Origin of the sequence: Pauljensenia sp. 20925_1_25, from assembly GCF_041433955.1 — a bacterium.
Lineage (GTDB): Bacteria > Actinomycetota > Actinomycetes > Actinomycetales > Actinomycetaceae > Pauljensenia.
Genome location: NZ_JAPWCL010000003.1, coordinates 84,962 through 108,051 on the forward strand (window position 1 = coordinate 84,962; position 23,090 = coordinate 108,051).

Genomic DNA, 23,090 nt, shown 5'->3' on the forward strand with positions numbered 1-23,090 from the left:
CACAGCCCTCACCGACCCTGCAAGACATACATCAAGGAGAAATCCGACTGTGGCAAACATTAAGTCCCAGAAGAAGCGCATCCTGACCAACGAGAAGCGCCGCGTTCGCAACCAGTCCGTGAAGTCCGAGCTGAAGACCCTGGTGCGTCACACCCGCGAGGCCGTTGAGGCCGGCGACAAGGAGAAGGCTCTCGCCGCGCTGCGCGTTGCTTCGCGCAAGCTGGACGTCGCCGTCTCCAAGGGCGTCATCCACAAGAACCAGGCCGCGAACCGCAAGTCCAAGCTTGCTCGTCGCGTCGCCTCGATCGCTGACTGATCGCGAACAATAGTTCGACGTGAAGCGGGTCGCCCTTCGGGGCGGCCCGCTTTCGTATACCCACTCCCCCATAACCAGGGCGCGGGTACGCACGACAAAGCCCCAGCCTCGTGAATGTGAACGAGGCCGGGGCCGGGTGCGCGAAGCGACGACCGTTAGTCGAGTTCGAAGGCTCCCGTGTAAAGCTGGTAGTACACACCCTTCTGAGCGATCAGATCGTCGTGGCTGCCGCGCTCGATGATGCGGCCGTGGTCCAGAACCATGATCGCGTCCGAGTTGCGCACCGTCGAGAGGCGGTGGGCGATGACGAAGACCGTGCGCCCCTCCATGAGGTTGTCCATGCCCTGCTGCACGTGGGCTTCGGTACGCGTATCAATTGAGGAGGTCGCCTCATCCAAGATCATCGCGGGTGGGTCGGCCACGGCCGCGCGGGCAATCGACAGGAGCTGAGCCTGTCCCTGAGACAGATTCGATCCGTTACCGGTCAGCATCGTGTCGTAGCCGTCGGGCAGACGGCGAATGAAAGAATCAGCGTTAGCCAGCTTCGCGGCCTCGATGCATTCCTCGTCCGTGGCGTCCAGGCGGCCGTAGCGGATGTTCTCCATGACCGTGCCCGTGAAGAGCTTGACGTCTTGCAGGACGACGCCCAGAGAGCGACGCAGGTCCGACTTGCGGATCTTGTTGATGTTGATGCCGTCGTAGCGGATCTTGCCGTCGGCAATATCGTAGAAGCGGTTGATCAGGTTCGTGATCGTTGTCTTGCCCGCTCCCGTGGCACCCACGAAGGCGATCTTCTGGCCAGGTTTTGCCCACAGGGAGATGTCGTGCAGGACGTCCTTCTTACCGTCGTAGGAGAAGTCCACGCCCTCCATGACGAGTTCGCCGCGCAGGCGCGTGTAGGTGACTGAGCCGTCCGCCTTGTGGGGGTGACGCCACGCCCAGATGCCCGTGCGTTCCTCGGTGGGTTCGACCGAGCCGTCGGGCAGTTCTCGGGCGCGCACGAGGGTCACGTAGCCGTGATCCTCCTCAGGTGCCTGGTCGATGAGCGCGAACACGCGGCCTGCGCCCGCCATGCCGAGGGCGATCATGGGAACCTGCATCGACATCTGGCCGATGGTCTGAGAGAAGTTGCGGACCATACCCAGGAAGGACACGACGATGCCGACCGTAATGACGTTGATGCCGAACAGGTGCACGTTCGGGGTCTGTTCCAGGATCATGACACCGCCGACGATAGCGACCACGACGTACATGATGTTGCCGATGTTGCCCAGGGCAGGCATCAGGACGTTGCCGTAGATGTTCGCCTTCTGCGAGGAGTCGAAGAGTTTCTGGTTGTACTCGACGAACTCGTCCTTGGCGTCCTGCTCGTGGTTGAAGACCTGGACGACCTTCTGGCCGTCCATCATCTCTTCAATGAAGCCTTCTTCGTCCGCCAGTGCAGCCTGCTGGGCCTTCATGAAGCGGCCCGAGAGTCCGCCGAGCTTGCCAGTCAGGAACGCCATGAGGCCGCCCACGACGAGGACGACGAGGAAGAGCCACACGGAGTAGTAGAGCATCGTGCCGATCAGCACGATGATCGTCAGGCCCGACTGGATGAGAGTCGGGATCGACTGGCCGATCAGCTGACGGATCGCATCCGTGTCGTTCGTGTAGGTCGACATGATCGCGCCGTGCGGGTGCGTATCGAAGAAACGCAGGGGCAGACGCTCCATCGAGTCGAACATGTCATCTCGCATGTGCTTGAGCGTCCCCTGCGTCACAATCGCCATGGCGCGGGTGTAGATGTAGTTGCCGATGACGCCTGCGCCGAAAATGATAGCCATCGTGACGACGAGGCGTACCAGTGTTCCTCGCACGGCGTCGAAGCCGCTCGCGAGGCCCGGGGTCACGACGTTGTCAACGATCTGCTGCATGAAGATCGATCCGACGGCCGAGGCCACGGCGGCCAGGATGATGCACACGACCGTCAGGGTGATGCGCACTGGGTAGTGGTGGAACACGTAGCGCATCAGGCGACCGAAGGGACGCTCGATGCCCTCGAGCTTCTCCGAGTCCTCCACGCGGGAGTTAACCGAACGTGCCATGTCAGGCCACCTCGCTTTCGCTCGCGGCGTTCTGGGAGTCGTAGATTTCGCGGTATTCTCCGCCCGCTGCCATCAGTTCCTCGTGGGTGCCGCGCTCCTTGATGCGACCGTCGTCCAGGACGATGATCTGGTCCGCATGCTCGACGGAGGATAGGCGCTGAGCGATGATGATCGTCGTCGTGCCCGGGATCTCGGTCTCGAAAGCGCCTCGGATCAGTGTGTCGGTCCTGGTGTCCACCGCGGAGGTCGAGTCGTCCAGGATGAGAATTTTAGGGTTCTTTAGGAGCGCGCGGGCGATGCACAAGCGCTGCTTCTGGCCGCCTGACACGTTGGTGCCGCCGCGGGAGATCACATAGTCGTAGCCGCCGGGCAGCTGCTGGATGAACTCGTCTGCCTGGGCAAGTTTGCACGCGTGCTCAATCTGTTCGTCGGTGGCCTCGGGGTTACCCCAGCGCATGTTGTCCTTGATGGTGCCGGAGAAGAGGACGTTCTTCTGCAGGACGACGGAGACGGCGTCGCGCAGCGAGGTCAGGTCATAATCGCGCACGTCGCGCCCGCCGACTGTCACGGAGCCTTCGGAGACGTCGTAGAGGCGGCAGATCAGCTGGATGAGCGAGGTCTTGGCTGAGCCGGTGCCGCCCACGATGCCGAGTGTCGAGCCGGATTCGATGCGCAGGTTGATATCGGACAGCGCATTTTCTTCGGCGGTGGCGGAGTACTTGAAGGACACGTTCTCGAAGATGACGGAACCATCCGCAACGTCGGTCGCACCGTTCTCGGGTGAGGTCAACGACGGCTCGTGGTTAAGGACCTCGGCGATACGATGCGCGGACTCAGCCGCCATGGTCGTCATGACGAAGATGAAGGCGAGCATGAGCATCTGCGACAGGATCTGGATGCCGTAGGTGATGAGGGCGGTCAGGCCACCCTTTGTCAGCTCGGTTGCCCCCGAATTGATAATGATCGAAGCACCCACGTAGTCGACGGCCACAATCGCGGCGAAGATGAAGAACATCATGACGGGGCTGTTGAGCGCGATGAGTTTCTCAGCGTTGGTGAAGTCCTTGCGCACGTCGGCCGAAGCTGATCGGAACTTCGTGGTCTCGTGTTCCTCGGTGACGAAGGACTTGACCACGCGGATCGCGGCGACGTTTTCCTGCACGGAGTTGTTCAAGGCGTCGTACTTCTTGAAGATACGGCGGAAAATCGGGAAGGCGATGAGCACGATAGCCGCCAGGATGATGGCAAGCACCGGCACCATTCCCAGAAAGATGAGCGCCATCTGGACGTTGATACGCCACGCCATGACGATGGAGAAGATGATCATGAGCGGCACGCGTACAGCGATACGGATCATCATGCCGAATGCATTTTGCACGTTCGTGACGTCGGTCGTCATGCGTGTGACCAGCGAGGAGGTGGAGAAGCGGTCGATGTCCGCGAACGAGAAATCCTGCACTTTAAAGAACAGATCCTGACGCAGATTCTTCGCCAGTCCCACCGAGGCGGTCGCTGCGAAGCGCGCGGAGAGAATGCCACAGGCCAGCGAGGCGAAGGCCAGTCCGGTAAGGATCAGTCCCAGGCGCATGACGGGACTCAGAGACACGCCGTCGAGCGCATCAACCAGCGAGACCATGGTCAGCGGGATCAGACATTCGAGAATCACCTCCCCGATGATGAACAGCGGGGTCAGGATCGCGGGAGCCTTAAACTCCCGCAGTCGCCCCATCAACGTTCGAATAGTTTTCATGAATCTCCTCAGTTCCGTCGTTCTTCTTCTCGGTGACGAGGCCGTGGCGCTTTCTCAGCGTCCGTGCAGCCTGCAGATAGTGATGATTGCTTTTTCGATGGCACGCTGCGGGTCGCGCGACGCGCCCTTCGTTTCGGCATCGGCGGTGGCGATGGCGCCGAAGGCCCCAGCCAGCGAGGCGTCGGACCAGCCGCGCAGCTCACGCCGGGCACGGTCGACCTGCCAGGGGGCCATTTTGAGGGCGGACGCAGAGCCACCGATAGATACCTTCGCCATGGCGCGGAACTTCATGGCCAGCGCGGCGACGAGCACCTGCGGGGCAATGCCTGTGGCAAAGGCGTGGCGCGTAAGGGTGAGGGCCTTGGCTGAGTTTCCGGCGACAGCCGCGTCGGCGACGTCGTAGCCGGTGGCCTCGACGCGTCCGGCCTGGTAGCGGCGCACGTCCTCGAGGGTAATGCGTCCGCTCACGTCGGAGAGCAGCTGGGCGAGGGCACCGGCCATGGCACGCGGGTCATTACCGAGCGCGTCCACAAGGGCTTGCTGTGCTTCGGTGTCCATCTGTCGGTGCGCGGCTCGCACGTCGGAAGCGATGAGCGCCAGCTTATCGCGATCGTTTTTGAGTGGATCGGCCGGGATCACGGGCCATTTCGCCTTGGCGATCACGTCGATGACCTTCTTGCCGCGAGCATTACCGCCGGGGTGGGCCAGGAACATCCACACGTCGGGGGCGGGGGCCGCCGCGTAGGTGATCAGGTCGTTCGCGAGGGCGTCACTCATCGTTTCCAGGTCGCGGATGATGACCATGCGGGACTCGCCGAACAGGGAGGGCGAGGCGATGACGTCGATCTGTCCTGCCTGGTAGGTGGCGGCGTTGATGTCGGTGCGCTCCAGGTTCGGGTCGGCCTCGTATGCCAGGGCGCGCAGCCGGTCGAGGGCACGGTCGACGAGAAGGCCCTCGGGTCCCTTGATCAACACGATGGGGGCCAGCGTAATGGGGGCGGGTGCCGCCGAGCGTGATCCGCGTGCTGCCACGTCTTCCTGCCTTTCGACGCGATGGTAACTCCCTAAGTCTGCCACCGCGGGCGCTCATCTGCGTCCGCCTTTGCCCTGGGCGGACATGAGTCGTGGCAGGTGTCACCGCCTGTGGCCAAGGTTTGCACAGAGGGGTTCTCCGGGAAACTGACACCGATGAAGGAACGTGCACTCTCGTGGCATCGGTATTCCGCGCAATCGTCACGGGTCCGCGCGAGGATCCCAGGCCTCGTCCGAGAGGGAACTGACCCAGCGCCGCCACACGCACCACAGTGCGAACCCGCATCCCGCGCACGCGTATAGGGAGAGGATGGTCCGCGCTCCCCCGGGCACCTGTGTGCCCGATCCTGGCATCCCCTCGAAGAAGCGTGCGGAGGCTGCGATCCACCCGGTCGCCCAGGAGGCCACTCGCGCGCAGAATTCGGCGACCCCGGGGCTGATGGGCGCGAGGATGGCTCCCGCCAGGCCCGCGAGCGTGGCCACGGGCACCGCAGGCTCGGCGGCGACGTTAGCGGCGATCCCCCACACGGGCACGGATCCCGACAGGGACACGACGAGTGGCGCGGTGGCGAACTCGGCCAGGGCGGGCACGCACACCATTTCGGTCAGCCGACGCAGGACCCGACCGATGCGCGTGTCTCCCCGGATACGTCGTTTCGTGCTCCTGGCGATGGCAGCCGCGGGTCCGACGACAGCCAGGGCCGCCAGCGCGGAGAGCGCGAACCCGTAGGATCGGGAAGCCCACGGGTCGATGAGGAGGGTCCCGATGACGACGGCACCGAGGGCCGCGACGGCCTGCCCTTCGCGTCCGAGGATCAAGCCAAGAGCCGCGACCGACGCGACGCACACGGAGCGCACGACGGAGGCCTCCGGTCCGACGAGCACAACGATGGTCCCCAGCACCACGAGTGTCGCGCCGACGCGCAGGGGCACGCGCGCAGGCAGGATCAGGGTCAGGGCCGCCAGGATGATAACGATGTGGGAGCCGGACACAGCCGTCAGGTGCGTGAGAGAGGTGGCTTTCATGGCGTCGGACAGGTCGGAGGGCACCAGGCGATCGTCACCGATCGCCATGCCGGGAACGAGGCCTCGCGCGTCTCTGGCCAGATGTTCGCACGCACGCGCGAAGGCCCGGTGTGTGTCCCGTCTCCAGACGTCCAGGCCGCCGGGACGCTCTGCGAGAATCGAGGTCCGGGCTCGGATCGAGCCGACGGACGGAGCGGCGGCCGCGAAGGAGGCATCGAGACTACCAGAGATCTCGTAGACGTCGCCGCGCGCCGCGTCCTCCCACCCCGGGGCACTCACCAGGGCGGTAGCATCTGAGGCCAGCCACCGCTCCCCCACTCTCACCGCGAGGATCCTCACGCGCGCTCGACGCTTCGCCGAAAAACCGGACGAGGCCGGGGCCGGGTCACGCTCGAGCCGGACCCGCGCGTGGATCGGCCCGGAGTCCATTCGCGCGGGGTCATCACGGTAGGCGCGTCCCGCAGCGGAGGCGACCGCGAGCGCGCATGCGGTGGCTGCGAGGATGAGGACGGCTGCGAGGCGGAGGGATCTCGGTGGGGTGAGGGCGTGGCGTGGCGGGCGTGTGTGCCTGTGGGACCAGGCGTAGGAGGTGGCGGTGATGGCGGCCGCGAGCGCGCATGCGGCGATGAGGGGGTGGGGTGCGGGGTGGGTGGTGGTCCACCAGGTTGTGGCCCAGGTGGCGGTGGCTGGGGTGAGGAGGCGCAGGTCGATCATGCGTGGGGCGCTTTGGTGCGTGGTGTGGGGTGCGCGCGGAGTGGTGTCGGGTGGTGGGGTCGTGGATGTTGCTGTGTGTGGCCCCTGCGGGGTGGGGGTGCGCGTGTTTCCTCCGGTGTTTGTTGTCTCGTTTTGTCCGTTCATGGGCAGACGCCTGATCGTATTTTTTCGATGAGGGAGGGGCCTATGCCGGGGACGTCGTCGAGGGCGTCGACGGAGGTGATGTGGGGGTGGGTTGCACGGTAGTCGATGATGCGTTCGGCGAGGGCTGGGCCGATGCCGGGCAGGGTTTGTAGGTCGGTGGCGGTGGCGGTGTCGAGGCGGACGCAGGCGGGGTGGGTGGCGTCGCCGTTTGCCGTGGGGGCCGGTGGTGTTTCTCCGATTCGGGAGATGCGTATGTGTTCGCCGTCTGTGAGGGGGCGGGCCAGGTTGATGGTGTCGAGGTCGGCGTCTTCTAGGGCGCCTCCTGCGGCGGTGATGGCGTCGGTGACTCGGGAGGAGGCGGGCAGGGTGAGGACGCCGGGGGTGGCGACGGCTCCGGAGACGTAGACGATGACTTGGCCTGCGGGCCCGGGAGGACCGGGCGAGGCGTGGGAGGCGGGGCGGCTGGGCGCGTTTCCTTCCGGTGCCGTCTCTGGGTCCTGGCGTGTGGTTTCTTCGGCCTGGCGTTCTGCTGATTGCTCGGCGGCTTGTTCACTCGCGTGTGCTTCGTCTGCGGCCCGGGCGTTTCTCCACACGCCGATGCCTGCGAGGGCGACGAGGACGATGAGGAGTGCGGCGACGGTCGTCCCGCCGGGTAGCAGGCGCGCGTAGGTGGGTTCGGGCGGGTCATCGTCGTCGCTGACCGCTGAGTCGTACACGGCTTTCGTCAGGGCTGCCATCCTGCGGTGTGCGATCCATCGTGGAGGGTTCATGTGTCGACGCTAAGTCCAGCGCCTTGCCTGTGTCGCGCCGCCTGCTTTCGCCTGTGGATGGGCGCGACACGAAACAACCCCCTGTGGATATGCGCGACACGAGCAGCCTGCCTGTGGACGGAGCCACACGCGCTCTCCCCTGTTATCGCGCGCATGGGATTGTCATCCCAAGGGATACTGTGTCGGTAACGTCGACAGACAGTGGCGCACCGCGCCCACAGCCGAAAGACCACACCATGAGCGAGAACATCGAAGATCTCAAGGCGCGCCTCGCCGAAGCTGAAGCCGCCGCGAAGGCGGCTGAGGCCGAGGCAGCCCGCGCGAAGGCAGAGGCGCTGCGTCTCCAGCTCGAGGCAGCCGGTGCCGCCGCGGATGCCCCTGCCGCCGCGGGTGCTGAAACAGCTGAGGCCGAGGTGGCCCGCGCGGCGGCCGACGCGTTGCGTTCCCAGGTCGAAGCAGCCGAAACCACCACCGAAGTGTCAGTGCCCGCGAGTGAGGCGGCCCAGGCCTCGTCCGAGGTATCCGACGGCCTCTCCGCGTTCGCCTCAGGGATCAAGGCTGCCTACTCCTGGGACGTCCCTGCGGTCACCATCGGCACCCTGATCGAGGAAGGAGCACGCGTGCCCGGCGTGAGCGCTGCGATGCCGATTCCCATGTTCAACCGTCACCTGCTGGTTGCCGGCGCGACGGGCACGGGCAAAACCCGCACGCTTCAGCTCCTCGCCGAGGGCCTGTCGGCGGCGGGTTCTTCCGTGCTCCTGTGTGACGTCAAGGGTGACCTGACGGGCCTGGCCGAGGCCGGTGCCAGCTCGGAGAAGCTCCTGTCCCGCACCGCGGCTAACGGCCAGGCGTGGGCACCCTCGTCCTTCCCGATTGAGCTGCTGAGCCTGGGCGGGGCGGATTCGCAGTTCCCGGGCGTGCCCGTGCGCGCCGAGGTCTCTGACTTCGGCCCGATCCTGCTGGCTCGCGCTCTGTCCCTGAACACGACGCAGGAGCAGGCCCTGCAGCTGATCTTCGCGTGGGCGGACGGCCAAGGACTCGAACTCGTGGACCTGCCGGACCTGCGCGCTGTCATCTCCTTCCTGACCTCGGACGAGGGCAAGGAGGAGCTGGCGACGATCGGCGGCGTCTCCAAGGCCACCGCCGGTGTCATCCTGCGCGCCCTGACCGCGCTCGAGTCCCAGGGCGGCGGCCAGTTCTTCGGTGCCCCCGGCTTCGACACGGCCGACCTGATGCGCATGGATTCGACCGGACGCGGCATCATCTCCCTGCTGGGCGTGGGCGACATTTCCTCGCGCCCCGCCCTGGTCAGCGCCGTCATCATGTACCTGCTGGCCAACCTGTTCGCGACTCTGCCTGAGGTCGGCGACGCGCCGCGCCCCAAGCTGGTGTTCTTCTTCGACGAGGCCCACCTGCTGTTCGCGGACGCCACCAAGGAGTTCGAGCGTCAGGTCGTCCAAACCGTGCGCCTGATCCGCTCCAAGGGCGTGGGCGTCGTCTTCGTGACCCAGACGCCCAAGGACATCCCCTCCGACGTGCTCGCCCAGCTCGGTTCGCGCGTCCAGCACGGCCTGCGCGCCTCGACGCCCGATGACTTCAAGAAGCTCAAGGCGACCGTGCAGACCTTCCCGAAGACGTCCCTGGAACTTGACGAGGTCCTGACCACCTTGGGCACCGGCGAGGCCGTCGTGACCGTCCTGGACCCGAAGGGTAACCCCACCCCGGTCACGCCCGTCGGCATCTGGGCACCCGCCTCCGTCATGGGTCCCGCCTCCGCCGACACGCTCGCGCGCATCAACCAGTCGAGCGTCATCATGGGCCGCTACCAAGACGCCGTGAACCCGGATTCGGCCGAGGAGAAGCTCGAGCGCCGCGCCGCCGAGGCCCAGGCCGCCCGCGAGGAAGCGGCCGCCCAGGAGGCCGCCGTCAAGGAAGAAGAAAAGGCCCGCAAGGAGGCTGAGAAGGCAGCGGAAAAGGCGGCCAAGGAAGCCGAAAAGGCTGCCGAGAAGGCCGCCAAGGAAGCGGAGAAGGCCGCCGCCAAGGAAGAGGCCGCCCGAGAAAAGGAAATGGAACGCCTGCGCCGGCAGGTTGAAAAGCAGCAGGAGAAGGAGGAAGCCGCCCGCCAGCGAGCCGCCGAGCGTCGCGCCCGCCAGGTCGAAAACGTCCTCGGGTCCGTCCTGCGCACCGCCGGCCGCGAGATCACGCGCTCGATCTTCGGCACGCGCAAGCGCTGACGCGCGATTTTCCACCGTTTTCTCCCCCACGAGGCCGGGGCTGGGTTGCTCGACAACGCAAACCAGCCCCGGCCTCGTCTCACAGTTCGACCATCACGCCAAGAGCAGGCAAAATGCGGGTAGGCTGCGTGGCAAGTGACCAACACTCGCAGGGAGAGTCTCATGCGCATCGGATTTATCGGAACGGGAGCCATGGCCCAGGCCATCGCTCGCGGTGCCGTCGCGTCCGGTGTCGATCCTGCGACGCTGGTCTTCTCTAACCGCACGGCTGCTAAGGCCTGCGACCTGGCCGACGAGCTGGGCGCGACCGCCGCATCGTCGAACACGTCCCTGGCACGCCAGGTTGACATCATCATCCTGGCTGTCAAGCCCAAGGACCAGCGCACGGTTATCAAGGAGATCGACTCCATCGTGGTCGGACGCCCCGACGCGTGCGTCGTGTCCCTGGCCGCCGGGCGCACCCTCGACCAGATCACGCAGGATTTCGGCTCGGGCATCCCCCTCATTCGCGTCATGCCGAACGTGGCGGCCACCGTCGGACAGTCCATGACTGCCCTCACCGCCTGCCGGACCAGCGACGCGCAGGTGGACGCCGTGCGCGACCTCATGAACTCGGTCGGTCGAACCATCCTCATTGACGAGGACTATTTCCCTGTGTTCCAGGCCCTGGCCTCGTGCTCTCCGGCCTGGTATTTCCAGATTATTGATACGTTCGCCCGCGCGGGCCTCAAGTACGGTCTGTCTAAGGACAGCGCCGTCGAGATCGCAGCGCAGGCGATGGCGGGAGCCGCCACGCTGCTCCTCGCTGAGCGCGAGGCGGGCACAATCCCCGCGCAACTCATTGACCGGGTGACGAGCCCCGGCGGCACCACAATCGCAGGATTGCTGGCCGCCGAGGAAGGTGGTTTGTCGAACGCACTGGTAGGTGCTGTCGACGCCTCCATCCACGCCGATTCCCATCTCGGCTGACACCACCACCTGCCGCGACGCGGCTTACTTTCTCCACCTCACGTGGCGCTTTCGCGCACCCTCAACACAGGAACACTCATGTTGCTTTTCAACGCAGTCGTGCTTTCCGTGATCGTCATGCTGGTCCTCAGCGTCGCACGCGTGCACGTCGTTATCTCGCTTTTCGTCGCCTCGCTGGTGGGCGGCCTGGTGGCTGGAATGGGTATTTCCGGCACGATGGTCGCCTTCCAGGACGGCCTGGCCGGCGGAGCCAAGATCGCCCTGTCCTACGCCCTGCTCGGCGCGTTCGCGATGTCGGTGGCCCACTCGGGCCTGCCACGCCTGCTCGCGAACTGGATCATCGCTAAGCTGCGCAACGCTGACGACTCTAACTCCGCGCGCGTGGCTCGCTCCGCGAAATGGGGCATCCTCGGCGGCGTCCTCGTCATGGGCGTCATGAGCCAGAACCTCATCCCGATTCACATCGCATTCATTCCGCTGCTGGTACCCCCGCTCATCGGAGTCATGAACGAGCTGAAGATGGACCGCCGCCTGGTCGCCTGTGCAATCACCTTCGGCATCGTCACCACCTACATGTTCGTGCCAATCGGCTTCGGTCGTATCTTCCTGCACGACATTCTCTACAAGAACATTGAAGACGCGGGCCTGCCCGTCGAAGGCATCGTCAACCCGATGGCTGCCATGGCGATCCCCGCCGCCTCGATGGCCGTGGGCTGCGCTATCGCCCTGCTGGTCTCCTACCGCAAGCCGCGCGAGTACGAGCAGCGCGAGACCGAGTTCAGCTCCCAAGATGACAAGCCAATCGACATGAAGAAGGTCTGGGCGGCCGTCATCGCCCTCGTCGCCTGCTTCGTCATCCAGGCCGTCCTGACCAAGATGGACTCCGAGGCCGACCCGCTCCTCGTGGGCGCTCTCGTGGGCCTGTGCCTCATGCTCGCCATGCGCGTCGTGCCGTGGCAGCAGGCGGACGACGTCTTCTCTGGCGGCATGCGCATGATGAGCCTCATCGGCCTCATCATGATCACCGCTCAGGGCTACGCGGCTGTCCTGAAGGCTTCGGGCCAGATCGAACCCCTCGTCGAGCAGACCTCCGCGATGTTCAACGGTTCCAAGGCGCTGGCCGCCGTCATCATGCTGCTCGTGGGTCTGATCATCACGATGGGCATCGGCTCTTCGTTCTCGACGCTGCCGATTATTTCCGCGATCTACGTGCCCCTGTGCGTGACGTTGGGCTTCTCCGCCACCGCCACGGTCGCAATCATCGGCACGGCGGGCGCGTTGGGCGATGCCGGTTCCCCTGCCTCCGACTCGACGCTGGGTCCGACAGCCGGTCTGAACGTGGATGGTCAGCACGACCACATGCGAGACACGGTCATCCCCGAGTTCATCCACTACAACATTCCGCTGCTCATCGGCGGCTGGATCGCCGCGATGGTTCTCTGATCGTTTCACGTCGTTTCACGAGGCCGGGGCCGGGTTCACTGTTCAGGTGACCTGGCCTCGGCCTCGTTGCGTGCCCAGGCCAGACGTGTCAGCGCGTCACGAGTATGCACGCCCTGGCCCGCGCGGTTTCCTCCCACTGGGCGGATTCCCAGAGTTGTTCCAGCGTGAGTGCCTCCGCCCAGGTTTCCACCCATGTCTCGCCGAGGTGCTCATCGTTCCACGGGTCGTGGACCAGCGCGCAGTCGCCGACGATCCCCCACACGTACACCCAGTGTGGGGTCGGCTCCCCGTTCAGGTTCTCCAAGTCGACCAGCATGATCGCGCGTTTGCCGCTCGCCAACGCCCCGCGCAGGTCCTCGAGGCTGGCGGGTCCGATGCGGTCACGCACCCCGAGGCCGCGTGCTTCGCCCACATGCTGGTCGTGGATCGCCCGACGCACAGCAGGCGACGCAGCATGTGCACGCGTCAGCCCAACGACGGGACCGTCGTGCGTCACGAGGACTTCGACCGCCAGACCGCGCCTGGCCAGGGAGGACGCCAGCCCGTAGGGTCCCACGCCGAGCGAATACGTGGCCTCGCGCCACAGATCCATCTCTTCGACGAGGCCGTGGCTGACCTGGGCGGGAACGGCACCGCGGGCGTGCGCGAGGGCCATGAGGGCGCTCGCAGGTCCGCATGTGAACTCGGTTTTCTGGCGAACATAGGCGGGAATAGGCACGCCCGGGCCGTTCCATCGCAGCCAGGCTCGTACGAGCGCGTGACCGTGATCAGAGTGTTCCTCGATGGACAGCGGAGAGCCGACGAGGCCAGCGGGTGCGAAGCCCCGCGAGCGCAGCGCGGCCTCCCAGCGGGAGTCCGTCTCGCGTGACACGGCCTTGATCAGCGGGGCGTTCGGCGCTGAGTCGATGACCGCCTGGATGAGAGTCTCCCAGCGCGGTGTATGCGTATCGTTCTCGGTTGTCGTTGCTGCCTCGTGCAGGAGGCATGTTGCGCTGATTGTTCGGTGTGCGGACGTGGCCCGGTGGGTTTCGAGTAGCGCGTGGCCCCTGTAGGTCCACAGTGTGGCCGACACCGCGGGGCCCATCATGGCCCCGAGCTGTGCGTCGTGGTCGGGCACGCCGAGGGCGAGTAGTTGGTCGCGCGCGCCGTCCCCGGGTGTGATCGGCGTTGCTTCGATACTGTGGCGAGCGCTCATGCCGACTGCGCCTGACGGCCGGGCACGGCGGCGAGCAGGTCGGCCGTGTATTCCTTCGTGGGATGGCGCAGGATCTCTTCTGTGCGTCCTTGTTCGACGACCACCCCGTCTTTCATGACGACGAGGCGGTCGCACATGGCTCGGGCGACCGCCAGGTCGTGCGTGATGAAGAGCAGGGCGAAGCCTTGCTCGGCTTGCAGGCGCGTGAGTAGCTTGAGGACGGAAGCCTGCACGGAGACGTCGAGGGCAGAGACGGCCTCGTCGGCGATGAGGACGCGCGGGCGCGTGGCGAGAGCGCGCGCGATTGCCACACGCTGGCGTTCCCCGCCCGACAGGCGGGCAGGGCGGCGCTTCGCGTACTCGGCGGGTAGGTCGACGGCGGCGAGCAGGTCGGGAACATCGCTGGCCGGTCGACCGGCGACGGCGGCTGCCTCGGCGAGTGTCTGGCCGATGGTGCGCGCAGGGTTGAGGGCCGAGTAGGGGTTTTGGAAGACGATGCCGACTGCGGGGCCTCGTTCGGCCTGGGCGTTCACGCGCACGGTGCCCGAATCGGCGTGTTCCAGCCCCACGATGATGCGCGCGAGCGTCGTCTTGCCCGAGCCGGATTCTCCGACGATGCCGATAGATTCTCTCTGCGCGACGTTGAGGGAGACGTCCCTGAGGGCGACGCGGGTGTCCTTGCGTGAGCGGAACACCTTGGTCAGGTCTCGCACCTCGACAACCACGTCTGCGCCCACGTGAGGCTCGTGCCCCGCGCGCGGGCTGGGTCCATCGATCCGCGGCTCCGCGTCAGCCAGTCGTTTCGTGTACTCGTGGCGCGACGACACCAGCACCTCGTTGATTGGTCCCTCTTCGACGATCTGGCCGTCTTTCATGACGATGACGTCGTCGCCGAACTGCCGCGCGAGCGCCAGGTCGTGGGTGACCAGCACGAGCGTCATGCCGAGGTCGTCGCGCAGGCGCGTCAGCAGCGTCAGGATGTCGCGCTGCGTCGTGACGTCCAGGGCGGTCGTCGGCTCGTCGGCGATGAGCACCCCCGGCTCGGAGTCGAGGGCGGCCGCGATGGCGACGCGTTGACGCATGCCGCCCGACAGCTCGTGCGGGTAGGAGCGGGCGACGCGCGCGTCGAGGCCAACCTCTGCGAGTAGCGCACGTGAACGCTGGGCGCGCTCGGAGCGCCTGCCCGTGCGGGCAGCCGTCACCTGCTTGGCGCAGCGTATGGTCGGAGCGAGCGAGGTGAAGGGGTCTTGCGGGAGCCAGACGATGCCGCCCCCACGCTGCTTCTTCAAGCGTCCCTGATCGGTCGCCAGATCGTAGTCTTCTCCACCCAACGATACCGTTCCGCTGGCGGATAGCGCGGATGGCGTCAGTGCACACAGCGTGCGCGCGAGCATCGATTTGCCCGCGCCTGATTCGCCCACAATGACGAGGGTGCGCCCGGGGCGCGCGTGCACGCTCACGTCGTCGACGATCACGCGTCCAGCGCGGTCGGTCACGCTCACGTGGGAGGCGACGAGGCCGTGGCTGGGAGAATCGGACAGAGGCTGGCTCATCGCTCACCCTCCTGTCGTTCGGCGACCCAATCGCCTGCGATGTTGATCGCCGTGGCTGTGATGATGATGGCGAGGCCGGAAGCCACCGCGGCGGCTGGGTTCTGGGCGAGGATTGCGCGCCCGTCGGCCAGCTGTCGCCCCCAGTCGGCGTCTTGCGCCCCGACGCCCAGGCCAAGGTAGGACAGGCCGGACAGGGACACGAGCGCGAAGGCGACGTTGACGAAGAGGTTCGCCCACACAATCGGCGTGATATTGGGCAGGACGTGGACGCCGAGAATACGGGGACCGGACAGGCCCAGTACCCGCGTCGCTTCAATGTAGGGCTGCGGCTTCTGCGCGAGTGTCGCCGCGCGAATCATGCGGATGTCCGAGGGCGCGAAAAGCACGATGAGGACGCCGACCGTCACCCAGTAGCTGCCGCCAATCACGCCCGCGACGACGATCGCGAGGAGCGTGACGGGAAGCGAGAGCAGCACCTCGCAGGAGCGAGACACGCATGCATCCCAGGCCCCACCCCACCACGCGGCGCTCATTCCGAAAACCAGACCGGCCGCCATAGACCCCGCCGCGATGACGAGAGGACCGAAGACCGCCGAGCGCGCGCCCGCAACCGTCAGGGCGAGGACGTCGCGCCCCACCTTGTCTGTGCCCAGCAGGTGGCCGGGCGTTCCCGCCGGGGTGACGCCCAGCGCGACGTGTTGGTCCAACGCGCCGGGCACCAACACCGAAGAGAAGAGGACGCACATGGCCACCAAGCCAAGAAACGCCACGGAGAGGACCACGGAACCGGGGACGCGGCGCGCAACCGAGCCCAGACCTCGTCCCAGGGCGCGAGGAGACAACGACACCACCATCACGCTCCCCTCCCCTCGCCCACCGCCTGACGCGGATCGACGGCGAACGCGGCAACGTCAACGATCAGCGTCACGGCAATGATGACGACCGCGACGAGCAGCGCAATCGCCTGCACGACGGGCACATCCTTGTAGGTGATGGAGTCGGCGAGCAGTTGGCCGAGGCCGGGCAGGGAGAACGCCTCCTCGACCAGGACCGTCGAGCCGAACAGCGTCCCGAGGATCAGGCCGCCGGAGGTCAGGATCGGCAGGGCTGCTCCCCGCACGTACATGGCCGTGATCCGGCGGCTCGGCACACCCCGCGAGCGCGCGAAGGTCACGTAGTCTTGGCTCAGTTCTGCGCCGACGGCTGCGCGTGTGATGCGCACGAGCATGGCACCGATGCCGGTGGCCAGGGCGATGGCGGGCAGGGTGAGATGCCAGAGGGTGTCGGCCAGGCCGGTGCCTTCGCCGAAAACGGGGAACCAGCCGAGCATGAGTCCGAAAACATAGAGGAGGACGAGTCCGAGGGCGAAGCCGGGTGCGGACACGCCGACGACGGACCAGCCGACGATAGTGCGGTCGACCCACGTTCCTTTGCGTCGCGCGGCGAGGATTCCCAAGGGGATACCGACGGCGACCGCCAGGAGGAACGCTCCGATGGTGAGCCACGCGGTGAGGGAGACGCGGGAGGCGAGGACATCCGTGACGGGGGTCGCTGATCGCACCGAGTCCCCGAAGTCGCCGGTGAGCGCGCGAGTCAGCCAATGCCAGTAGCGCAGGAGAAGAGGTTCGTCGAGGCCGTAGCGCGCGGTCACGGCCTGGCGGACTTCGGGGGTGAGGCGGCGCGTGCCCACCAGGATCTTCACGGGATCTCCGGGTACCAGGTACAGGAGGGAAAAGACCAGGAAGGACAGGGCAAGCATCACCACCACCGCCCCGGCGAGACGGCGCAGGATGTAACGCAGCATTAACGCGTCAGCTCCAGAGAGGCCGCCCACGGGGTGTTGAAGAAGTAGGGCGTGTACTGCGTTGGGGTGACGCGCGAGGAGAAGGCGGTCGAAGTCTTTCCCCACCAGATCGGCGAGTAGATCGTGTTGTCCTGTGCGATGCGTTCGGCTTCGACGATGTCGGTGACGCGCGCGCTCGGGTCGGTCTGGGTGGCCTGTGAGGCGATGAGGGCCTGGACCTGCGCGTTCTCGTAGCGCGCCGGGTTGTCGGGCCCCAGCAGCCAGCCGGCCACCTCGCCCGGGTCACCCGTCGTGGAGGTGTAGCTCATGAAGGACAGGCCGTAGGTGCCGCTGCCGACCTCGGAGATCCATTCTTCGATGGGCTTGGAGGTAACGGTCAGGTTGACGCCGATCTGCTTGAGGTTGTCGGCAATCGCCAGCGCCGTGGAGCCCAGGTCCGGGATGGAGGACGGGTAGGTGAGTTCGGCGCTGAAACCGCCGGGGACCGTGGACTGGGCGAGTTCGGCGCGCGCCGCGTCGAGGTCGAAGGAGTCAATGGGCAGGCCCGCCTGCGCGTCCGCGGCCGCCTGTTCGCCGATCTCGCTGCCCAGCTGGTCCGGCGGCTCGATACCCGTGGCGACGCTCGCCTGCCCCTTGAGGATCGAGGAGACGATGGTGTCGCGGTCGACGGCGTGGGCGATGGCCTTGCGTACGTGGATGTCGTCGAAGGGAGCGATGTTCTGGTCGAAGGTGAGGCCCACGTAGGAGCGGTCGGATTCGGTCAGGACGTTCACGCCGTCTATGCCCTGGAATTGCGAGACCTGGTCGGTGGGCACCTGAGTAGCGATGTCGATCTGCCCGCTCTTATGTGCGAGCAGGCGCGCGTTCTCATCCGAGAAGAAGTCGAACTCGATGGTCTGGGCGGGGGTGTCTCCGCCCCACCAAGTGCCGCTCTTTGTGAACACAGCCTTGGAGTCTGGCTGGAAGGAGACGGCCTTGTAGGGGCCTGTCCCCATGATGAGGTCGGCCGAGGACCCGTAGGAGGCGGCCGCCTCGTAGAAGGATTTCTCGGTGATCCATAGGCCGCCGTTCGCGGTGACCGTCCACCCGAAGTTAACGGCGGGAGCGGGCAGGGTGATCGTGATCTGGTTGTCACCGCTCCCGGCGGCCTGCACGCCCGCGGGCCAGTAGCTGGCCGACGACGGGGACTTGTCGGGGTCCTTGGCGATGTCGATGGAGAAGAGAACGTCGTCGATAGTGACGGGGTTGCCGTCCTGGAAGAGAGCGTCGGGGCGTATGTCGAAGACCCACGTCTGAGCGTCGTCCGTGTGGTACGAGGAGGCGATCGCGGGGACCAGCTGGCCGTTCTTATCCACGGCGAGCAGCCCTTCGGAGACGACCTGCGCGACGTAGTAGTTGATGATGCCGGTTTCGTGCGCGGTGTCCAGGGTGGACAGGGATCCGGGCAGGCCGACTGCGATGGTTCCCTCGCGGGAAGCCGAGTGGGCCGCTCCTCCCGACGGCGCGCAGGCCGCAAGGGTCGCACACATCATGGCAGCGACGGAGGCGAGGGCAGCTGCTGTTCGTGGGATGCGTGCGATGTGCATCGGTGTCTCCTTGTGTCTAGTAGCGGCGGGAGTGCCGACACCTACCGTATGCACCGGAGAAGTCTTTGGAGAAAGATCCTCGTCAGGCGACCATTTGTAACAGTGGTTGATTACTTGTCATCTATGTGTCAGGTACTGCGTGACGATGTCGTGCAGCACCTCGGCGGTCGCGCGCACGTCCGCGAGCGCAATGTGTTCGTCGTGGGCATGGAGCTGGGCGTAGACGTGCCCCAGGCTGGCCCCGCTGTCGTAGGCACCGAAGCCGTATCCGATGCCGCCGTGCCTGCGGGCCACGCGCAGGTCGGTCCCACCGGGCATGAGGACGGGGACGACGCGCGCACCCGGGTATCGACGCCTCAGCACTGCCTTGATCGCCCGGTACAGGTCGGTGTCGGTCGACGAGGCCGTGGCGGGTTCACTGAGGAGGCGCTCGATATGCACGTGGTCCGCGAGGTCGCCGAGGGCCGCCACGATAGCGGCGTCCACGTCGTCATCGTCGACGCCTGGCAGTGTACGGATATCCAGCTCGAGGGTGGCGTGGGAGGGCATGACGTTGATGGGTCCGCCCGAGTGGGCGACCGTCTGGGCAACAGTCACGTGGGAAACGGCGTGCGCGAAGGCCGCCAGGTCCCCGAACTCGGCGTAGTCGCCCTCGTAGGTGCCGTTGATGAGACTTGTTTCGGTCGCTTCCTCGAACTCGAAGGCGCGCACAAACCCAGCCCAGACCTCGTCCGTGGCGGTGGGCCAGCGGGCGGCGGACAGCGCCGCGCTCACCTGGGCGAGCCGCTCAACGGCGCTCGTGCGGCCCAGCGGCACCGAGCCGTGGCCCGCGTCGCCGCGGATGTGCAGGCGGCGCTGGGCGGCACCCTTTTCGCCGAGGACCACGACGACGCTGTCGCCTCCCCTACGCCCGCGAATGTGGGCACCGCCCATCTCGGAGAGGGCCGCGTCCCACGGGAAGGCGTCCGGCCGGTTTTCACCGATCCACGGGACGCCCAGTCCTCCTCGCGCTTCCTCGTCGGCGGCAGCCACGAACGCCAGGGAACGGGCTGGAGGCTCACCTTTCTGAGCGCGGCGCGCGACCTCGCGGGTCACGACGGCCATCGCGGCGGTCAGGTGGAGCATGTCGACCGTGCCGCGCCCCCACATGACGCCGTCCTCAATCTGCGCGCCGAAAGGATCGCGCGTCCACTTGGCCTCGTCGACGGGCACGACGTCCGTGTGCCCCACGAGGGTGAGCGGCGTGCCATCACTGCTGGGTTCCGATCCTTCGACCGTCACCACGAGGGTCGTGCGCCCCGGATGCGGGGTGATCCGCTCGATAGACACGGGCAGGCCCGCGAAGAACTCCTCCAGCAGATCGGCGGCGCGCTCCTCCCCGCCCGAATCGGCGGTCAGGTCATTGACGCAGCCCAGGCGCACCAGGCGCGCCAACAGGTCCACGGTCTGCTCGCCCAGCGATTGCGTGCTCACGGTGATCCCCTTTCCCGAGGAGGCCTCGTCCCGGCTCCCCTGTGTGACACCCACGGTATCCCCGCGCGCTCGCGCTCTCCCGGGGAGGACGCACAGGGGACTTTTGTAACGGAGCGTGTGAGCAACCCGCGCCCGACGCGTCGGCGCTGCGTTGGACCCGCGCACCTGCACAAAAGTACCCTAGTGGGGCAAACAGTCCACGACTCGGATGGAGACAACTCAATTATGGCCATGAACACCCGTGCGCAGGCACCCCGCGTGCCCGACCGCGCCGCCCCCGAAGGCCTCGAAGCGAAGTGGGGTGAGGCCTGGGAGGACCAGGGCACCTACGCTTTTGACCGCACTGCGACGCGCGAGCAGGTGTACTCGATCGACACTCCCCCGCCGACGGTGTCCGGCTCCCTGCACATCGGCCATGTTTTCTCCTACACGCACACCGACGTCGTGGCCCGCTACCAGCGCATGATGGGCAAGTCCGTGTTCTACCCGATGGGGTGGGACGACAACGGCCTGCCCACCGAGCGCCGCGTGCAGAACTACTTCGGCGTGCGCGTGGACGCCACCCTGCCCTACGACCCCGATTTTGAGCCCCCGCACGTGGGCGGCGACGGCAAGTCGATCAAGGCTCGCGACCAAAAGCCGATTTCGCGTAAGAACTTCGTGGAGCTGTGCGAGCGCCTCACCGTCGAAGACGAGGCTCAGTTCGAGGCGCTGTGGCGCTACCTGGGCCTGAGCGTGGACTGGAAGCAGAACTACCAGACGATCGGCGCGCGCGCCCGTAAGGTCGCCCAGGCTGCGTTCCTGCGCAACCTGGCGCGCGGCGAGGCCTACCAGGCCGAGGCACCGGGCCTGTGGGACGTCACCTTCCAGACGGCGGTCGCCCAGGCTGAGCTGGAGAGCCGCGAGTACCCGGGCTTCTACCACCGCCTGGCCTTCCACATCACCGACGCCGAGGCCGCCGCGAAGGCTGCCGCCGCCGGCGCGCCCGTCGAGGACGGCGTGGACGTGTGCATCGAGACGACGCGTCCCGAGCTGCTGGCCGCCTGCGTGGCCCTGATCGCCCACCCGGACGACGAGCGCTACAAGCCGCTGTTCGGCACGACGGTCGCCTCCCCCGTGTACGGCGTCGAGGTGCCGATCCTGCCCCACCCCGAGGCCGAGATGGACAAGGGTGCGGGCATCGCCATGTGTTGTGCCTTCGGCGACACGACCGACATCGACTGGTGGCGTGACCTGGAGCTGCCGCTGCGCGCGATCCTGCGCAAGGACGGCCGCATCATCACCGAGACCCCCGAGTGGATCACGACCGATGCGGGCCGCGCGGCTTTCGAGGAGATCACCGGTAAGACGACGTTCTCCGCGCGCGAGGCCGTGGTGGCCGCCCTGCGCGAGTCGGGCGAGCTGAAGGGCGAGCCGACCAAGACGATGCGTCAGACCAACTTCTTCGAGAAGGGCGACAAGCCCCTCGAGATCGTCACCTCGCGCCAGTGGTACATCCGTAACGGTGGCCGCGCGTGGACGAACCCGGCCTCGGGCAAGGACCTGAACGAGGAACTGATCGGTCGCGGCCGCGAGCTGGAGTTCCACCCCGACTTCATGCGCGTGCGCTACGAGAACTGGGTGAAGGGCCTGAAGGGCGACTGGCTGGTCTCCCGTCAGCGCTTCTTCGGCGTGCCGTTCCCGCTGTGGTACCGCGTGGACGCGGACGGCCAGGTCAACTACGACGACATCATCACCCCCTCTGAGGCCGCTCTGCCGGTCGATCCGTCGACGGACGTGCCGGAGGGTTACACGGAGGATCAGCGCGGCGTGGCCGGCGGCTTCGTGGGCGAGCTGGACATCATGGACACGTGGGCGACGTCGTCGCTGTCCCCGCAGCTGGCCTGTGGCTGGCTGGATGACGAGGACCTGTTCGCTCGCACGTACCCTATGGATCTGCGCCCGCAGGGCCAGGACATCATTCGTACGTGGCTGTTCTCGACCGTGGTGCGCGCGGACCTGGAGTTCGGCGCGCTGCCGTGGAAGCACGCGGGCCTGTCGGGCTGGATCCTGGATTCGGACCACAAGAAGATGTCCAAGTCCAAGGGCAACGTCGTGACCCCCATGGGCATCCTGGAGAAGTACGGGTCGGATGCCGTGCGTTACTGGGCGGCGTCGGCTCGCCTGGGCCTGGATGCGGCGTTCGACGAGCAGCAGATGAAGATTGGTCGCCGCCTGGCGATCAAGGTGCTGAACGCGTCGAAGTTTGCGCTCACGATGGGCGGCGAGGGCGCGGCGATCGATCTGGATCCGGCGCTGGTGACGGTGCCGCTGGATCGTTCGGTGCTGGCGGCACTGGCCTCCGTCATCGACGAGGCCTCGGCTGCTCTGGCGTCCTACGAGCACTCTCGCGCGCTGGAGGTCACGGAGTCGTTCTTCTGGACGTTCTGCGACGACTACCTGGAGCTGGTCAAGGAGCGCGCCTACAACCGTGATGGCGCGTGGGACGAGGCTTCGGCCGCGTCTGCCCGTGCGGCTCTGGCGATCGTTATTGATAACGTTGTGCGTCTGCTGGCCCCCTACCTGCCGTACGTGACGGAAGAGGTGTGGAGCTGGTACCGCGAGGGCAGCGTGCACGTCGCGCCGTGGCCGGTCGCGTCCGACCTGGCTGGCGTCGAGGGCGATCCCTCGGTGCTCGAGGCCGCGTCCTCTGCGCTGATCGCGCTGCGTCGCGTGAAGTCTGAGGCGAAGGTGTCGCCGCGTACGCCGTTCCTGGCGGTGACGGTGCGCGCCCCGCAGGCTCAGGTGGAGGCTCTGGAGTCCGTGAAGGGCGACCTGGAGGCCGCGTCGAAGGCCGTGGGCGCCCTGACCGTGGCTGCCTCCAACGACGCTGAGGCCACCGAGGCTGTTGTCGAGTCCTTCGAGCTGGGCGAGGCTCCGGCCAAGCGCAAGAAGGCCTGACGCTTAAGCTGGCTGTGGGGGCCGCCCGTGGAACACCACGGGCGGCCCCCAAGC

At 66.5% G+C, this 23,090-nt stretch carries 16 protein-coding genes; 5 read left to right on the top strand and 11 right to left on the bottom strand.

The genetic code is table 11. The features are described from left to right. The first annotated feature begins 49 nt into the window (after positions 1-49). Complete coding sequence (gene rpsT, locus O3932_RS02630; RefSeq protein WP_009648032.1) at positions 50-316, top strand: 30S ribosomal protein S20; 267 nt, start codon at positions 50-52, stop codon at positions 314-316. A gap of 155 nt (positions 317-471) precedes the next feature. Here rpsT and O3932_RS02635 read toward each other — a convergent pair whose 3' ends face one another. From O3932_RS02635 to O3932_RS02655, 5 genes are all read right to left on the bottom strand, one after another. After that, positions 472-2,403, bottom strand: a complete 1,932-nt coding sequence (locus tag O3932_RS02635; RefSeq protein ID WP_371535990.1) for an ABC transporter ATP-binding protein — start codon at positions 2,401-2,403, stop codon at positions 472-474. A 1-nt stretch (position 2,404) separates the two neighbouring features. Beyond that, positions 2,405-4,153, bottom strand: a complete 1,749-nt coding sequence (locus O3932_RS02640) for an ABC transporter ATP-binding protein (RefSeq protein WP_371535992.1) — start codon at positions 4,151-4,153, stop codon at positions 2,405-2,407. A 54-nt stretch (positions 4,154-4,207) separates the two neighbouring features. Then, on the bottom strand, positions 4,208-5,185 hold the full coding sequence (gene holA, locus O3932_RS02645; protein ID WP_371535994.1) for a DNA polymerase III subunit delta: 978 nt from the start codon (positions 5,183-5,185) through the stop codon (positions 4,208-4,210). A 201-nt stretch (positions 5,186-5,386) separates the two neighbouring features. Further along, complete coding sequence (locus O3932_RS02650) at positions 5,387-6,925, bottom strand: ComEC/Rec2 family competence protein (protein WP_371535996.1); 1,539 nt, start codon at positions 6,923-6,925, stop codon at positions 5,387-5,389. Between the two features lie 140 nt (positions 6,926-7,065). Beyond that, complete coding sequence (locus O3932_RS02655) at positions 7,066-7,839, bottom strand: SLBB domain-containing protein (protein WP_371535999.1); 774 nt, start codon at positions 7,837-7,839, stop codon at positions 7,066-7,068. A gap of 236 nt (positions 7,840-8,075) precedes the next feature. Here O3932_RS02655 and O3932_RS02660 point away from each other — a divergent pair, with 236 nt between their 5' ends. The 3 genes from O3932_RS02660 to O3932_RS02670 all read left to right on the top strand — a co-directional run bounded on the left by O3932_RS02660 (position 8,076) and on the right by O3932_RS02670 (position 12,485). Beyond that, a complete protein-coding gene (locus tag O3932_RS02660) occupies positions 8,076-10,073 on the top strand; it encodes a helicase HerA-like domain-containing protein (protein WP_371536002.1) in 1,998 nt (665 codons plus the stop codon). A 162-nt stretch (positions 10,074-10,235) separates the two neighbouring features. Beyond that, entirely contained in the window at positions 10,236-11,042 is an 807-nt protein-coding gene (proC, locus tag O3932_RS02665; protein ID WP_009648027.1) for a pyrroline-5-carboxylate reductase, read from the top strand. 78 nt (positions 11,043-11,120) lie between these two features. Then, positions 11,121-12,485, top strand: a complete 1,365-nt coding sequence (locus O3932_RS02670) for a Na+/H+ antiporter family protein (RefSeq protein ID WP_296504655.1) — start codon at positions 11,121-11,123, stop codon at positions 12,483-12,485. An 88-nt stretch (positions 12,486-12,573) separates the two neighbouring features. Here the strand turns inward: O3932_RS02670 and O3932_RS02675 are convergent, their stop codons facing one another. The 6 genes from O3932_RS02675 to O3932_RS02700 all read right to left on the bottom strand — a co-directional run bounded on the left by O3932_RS02675 (position 12,574) and on the right by O3932_RS02700 (position 20,096). Further along, positions 12,574-13,680, bottom strand: coding sequence for a peptidase C39 family protein (locus tag O3932_RS02675; protein WP_371536005.1), 1,107 nt, complete (start codon positions 13,678-13,680; stop codon positions 12,574-12,576). Beyond that, positions 13,677-15,233 carry an ABC transporter ATP-binding protein gene (locus O3932_RS02680; RefSeq protein WP_371536007.1) on the bottom strand — a complete coding sequence of 519 codons (1,557 nt, stop codon included), beginning with the start codon at positions 15,231-15,233 and terminating at the stop codon, positions 13,677-13,679. Before O3932_RS02680 ends, O3932_RS02675 begins: the two co-directional genes overlap by 4 nt. Next, positions 15,230-16,087: an ABC transporter permease gene (locus O3932_RS02685; protein WP_371536010.1), complete on the bottom strand. Its 858-nt coding sequence runs from the start codon at positions 16,085-16,087 to the stop codon at positions 15,230-15,232. The genes O3932_RS02680 and O3932_RS02685 overlap by 4 nt, the downstream gene beginning before the upstream one ends. Continuing rightward, positions 16,087-17,037, bottom strand: a complete 951-nt coding sequence (locus tag O3932_RS02690) for an ABC transporter permease (RefSeq protein WP_371536013.1) — start codon at positions 17,035-17,037, stop codon at positions 16,087-16,089. Before O3932_RS02690 ends, O3932_RS02685 begins: the two co-directional genes overlap by 1 nt. Continuing rightward, positions 17,037-18,623, bottom strand: coding sequence for an ABC transporter substrate-binding protein (locus O3932_RS02695; protein ID WP_371536016.1), 1,587 nt, complete (start codon positions 18,621-18,623; stop codon positions 17,037-17,039). Before O3932_RS02695 ends, O3932_RS02690 begins: the two co-directional genes overlap by 1 nt. Positions 18,624-18,740: 117 nt before the next feature. After that, positions 18,741-20,096, bottom strand: coding sequence for a M20/M25/M40 family metallo-hydrolase (locus tag O3932_RS02700; RefSeq protein WP_371536018.1), 1,356 nt, complete (start codon positions 20,094-20,096; stop codon positions 18,741-18,743). A 225-nt stretch (positions 20,097-20,321) separates the two neighbouring features. Here O3932_RS02700 and valS point away from each other — a divergent pair, with 225 nt between their 5' ends. Continuing rightward, entirely contained in the window at positions 20,322-23,036 is a 2,715-nt protein-coding gene (valS, locus tag O3932_RS02705) for a valine--tRNA ligase (protein ID WP_371536020.1), read from the top strand. Positions 23,037-23,090: the final 54 nt, after the last annotated feature.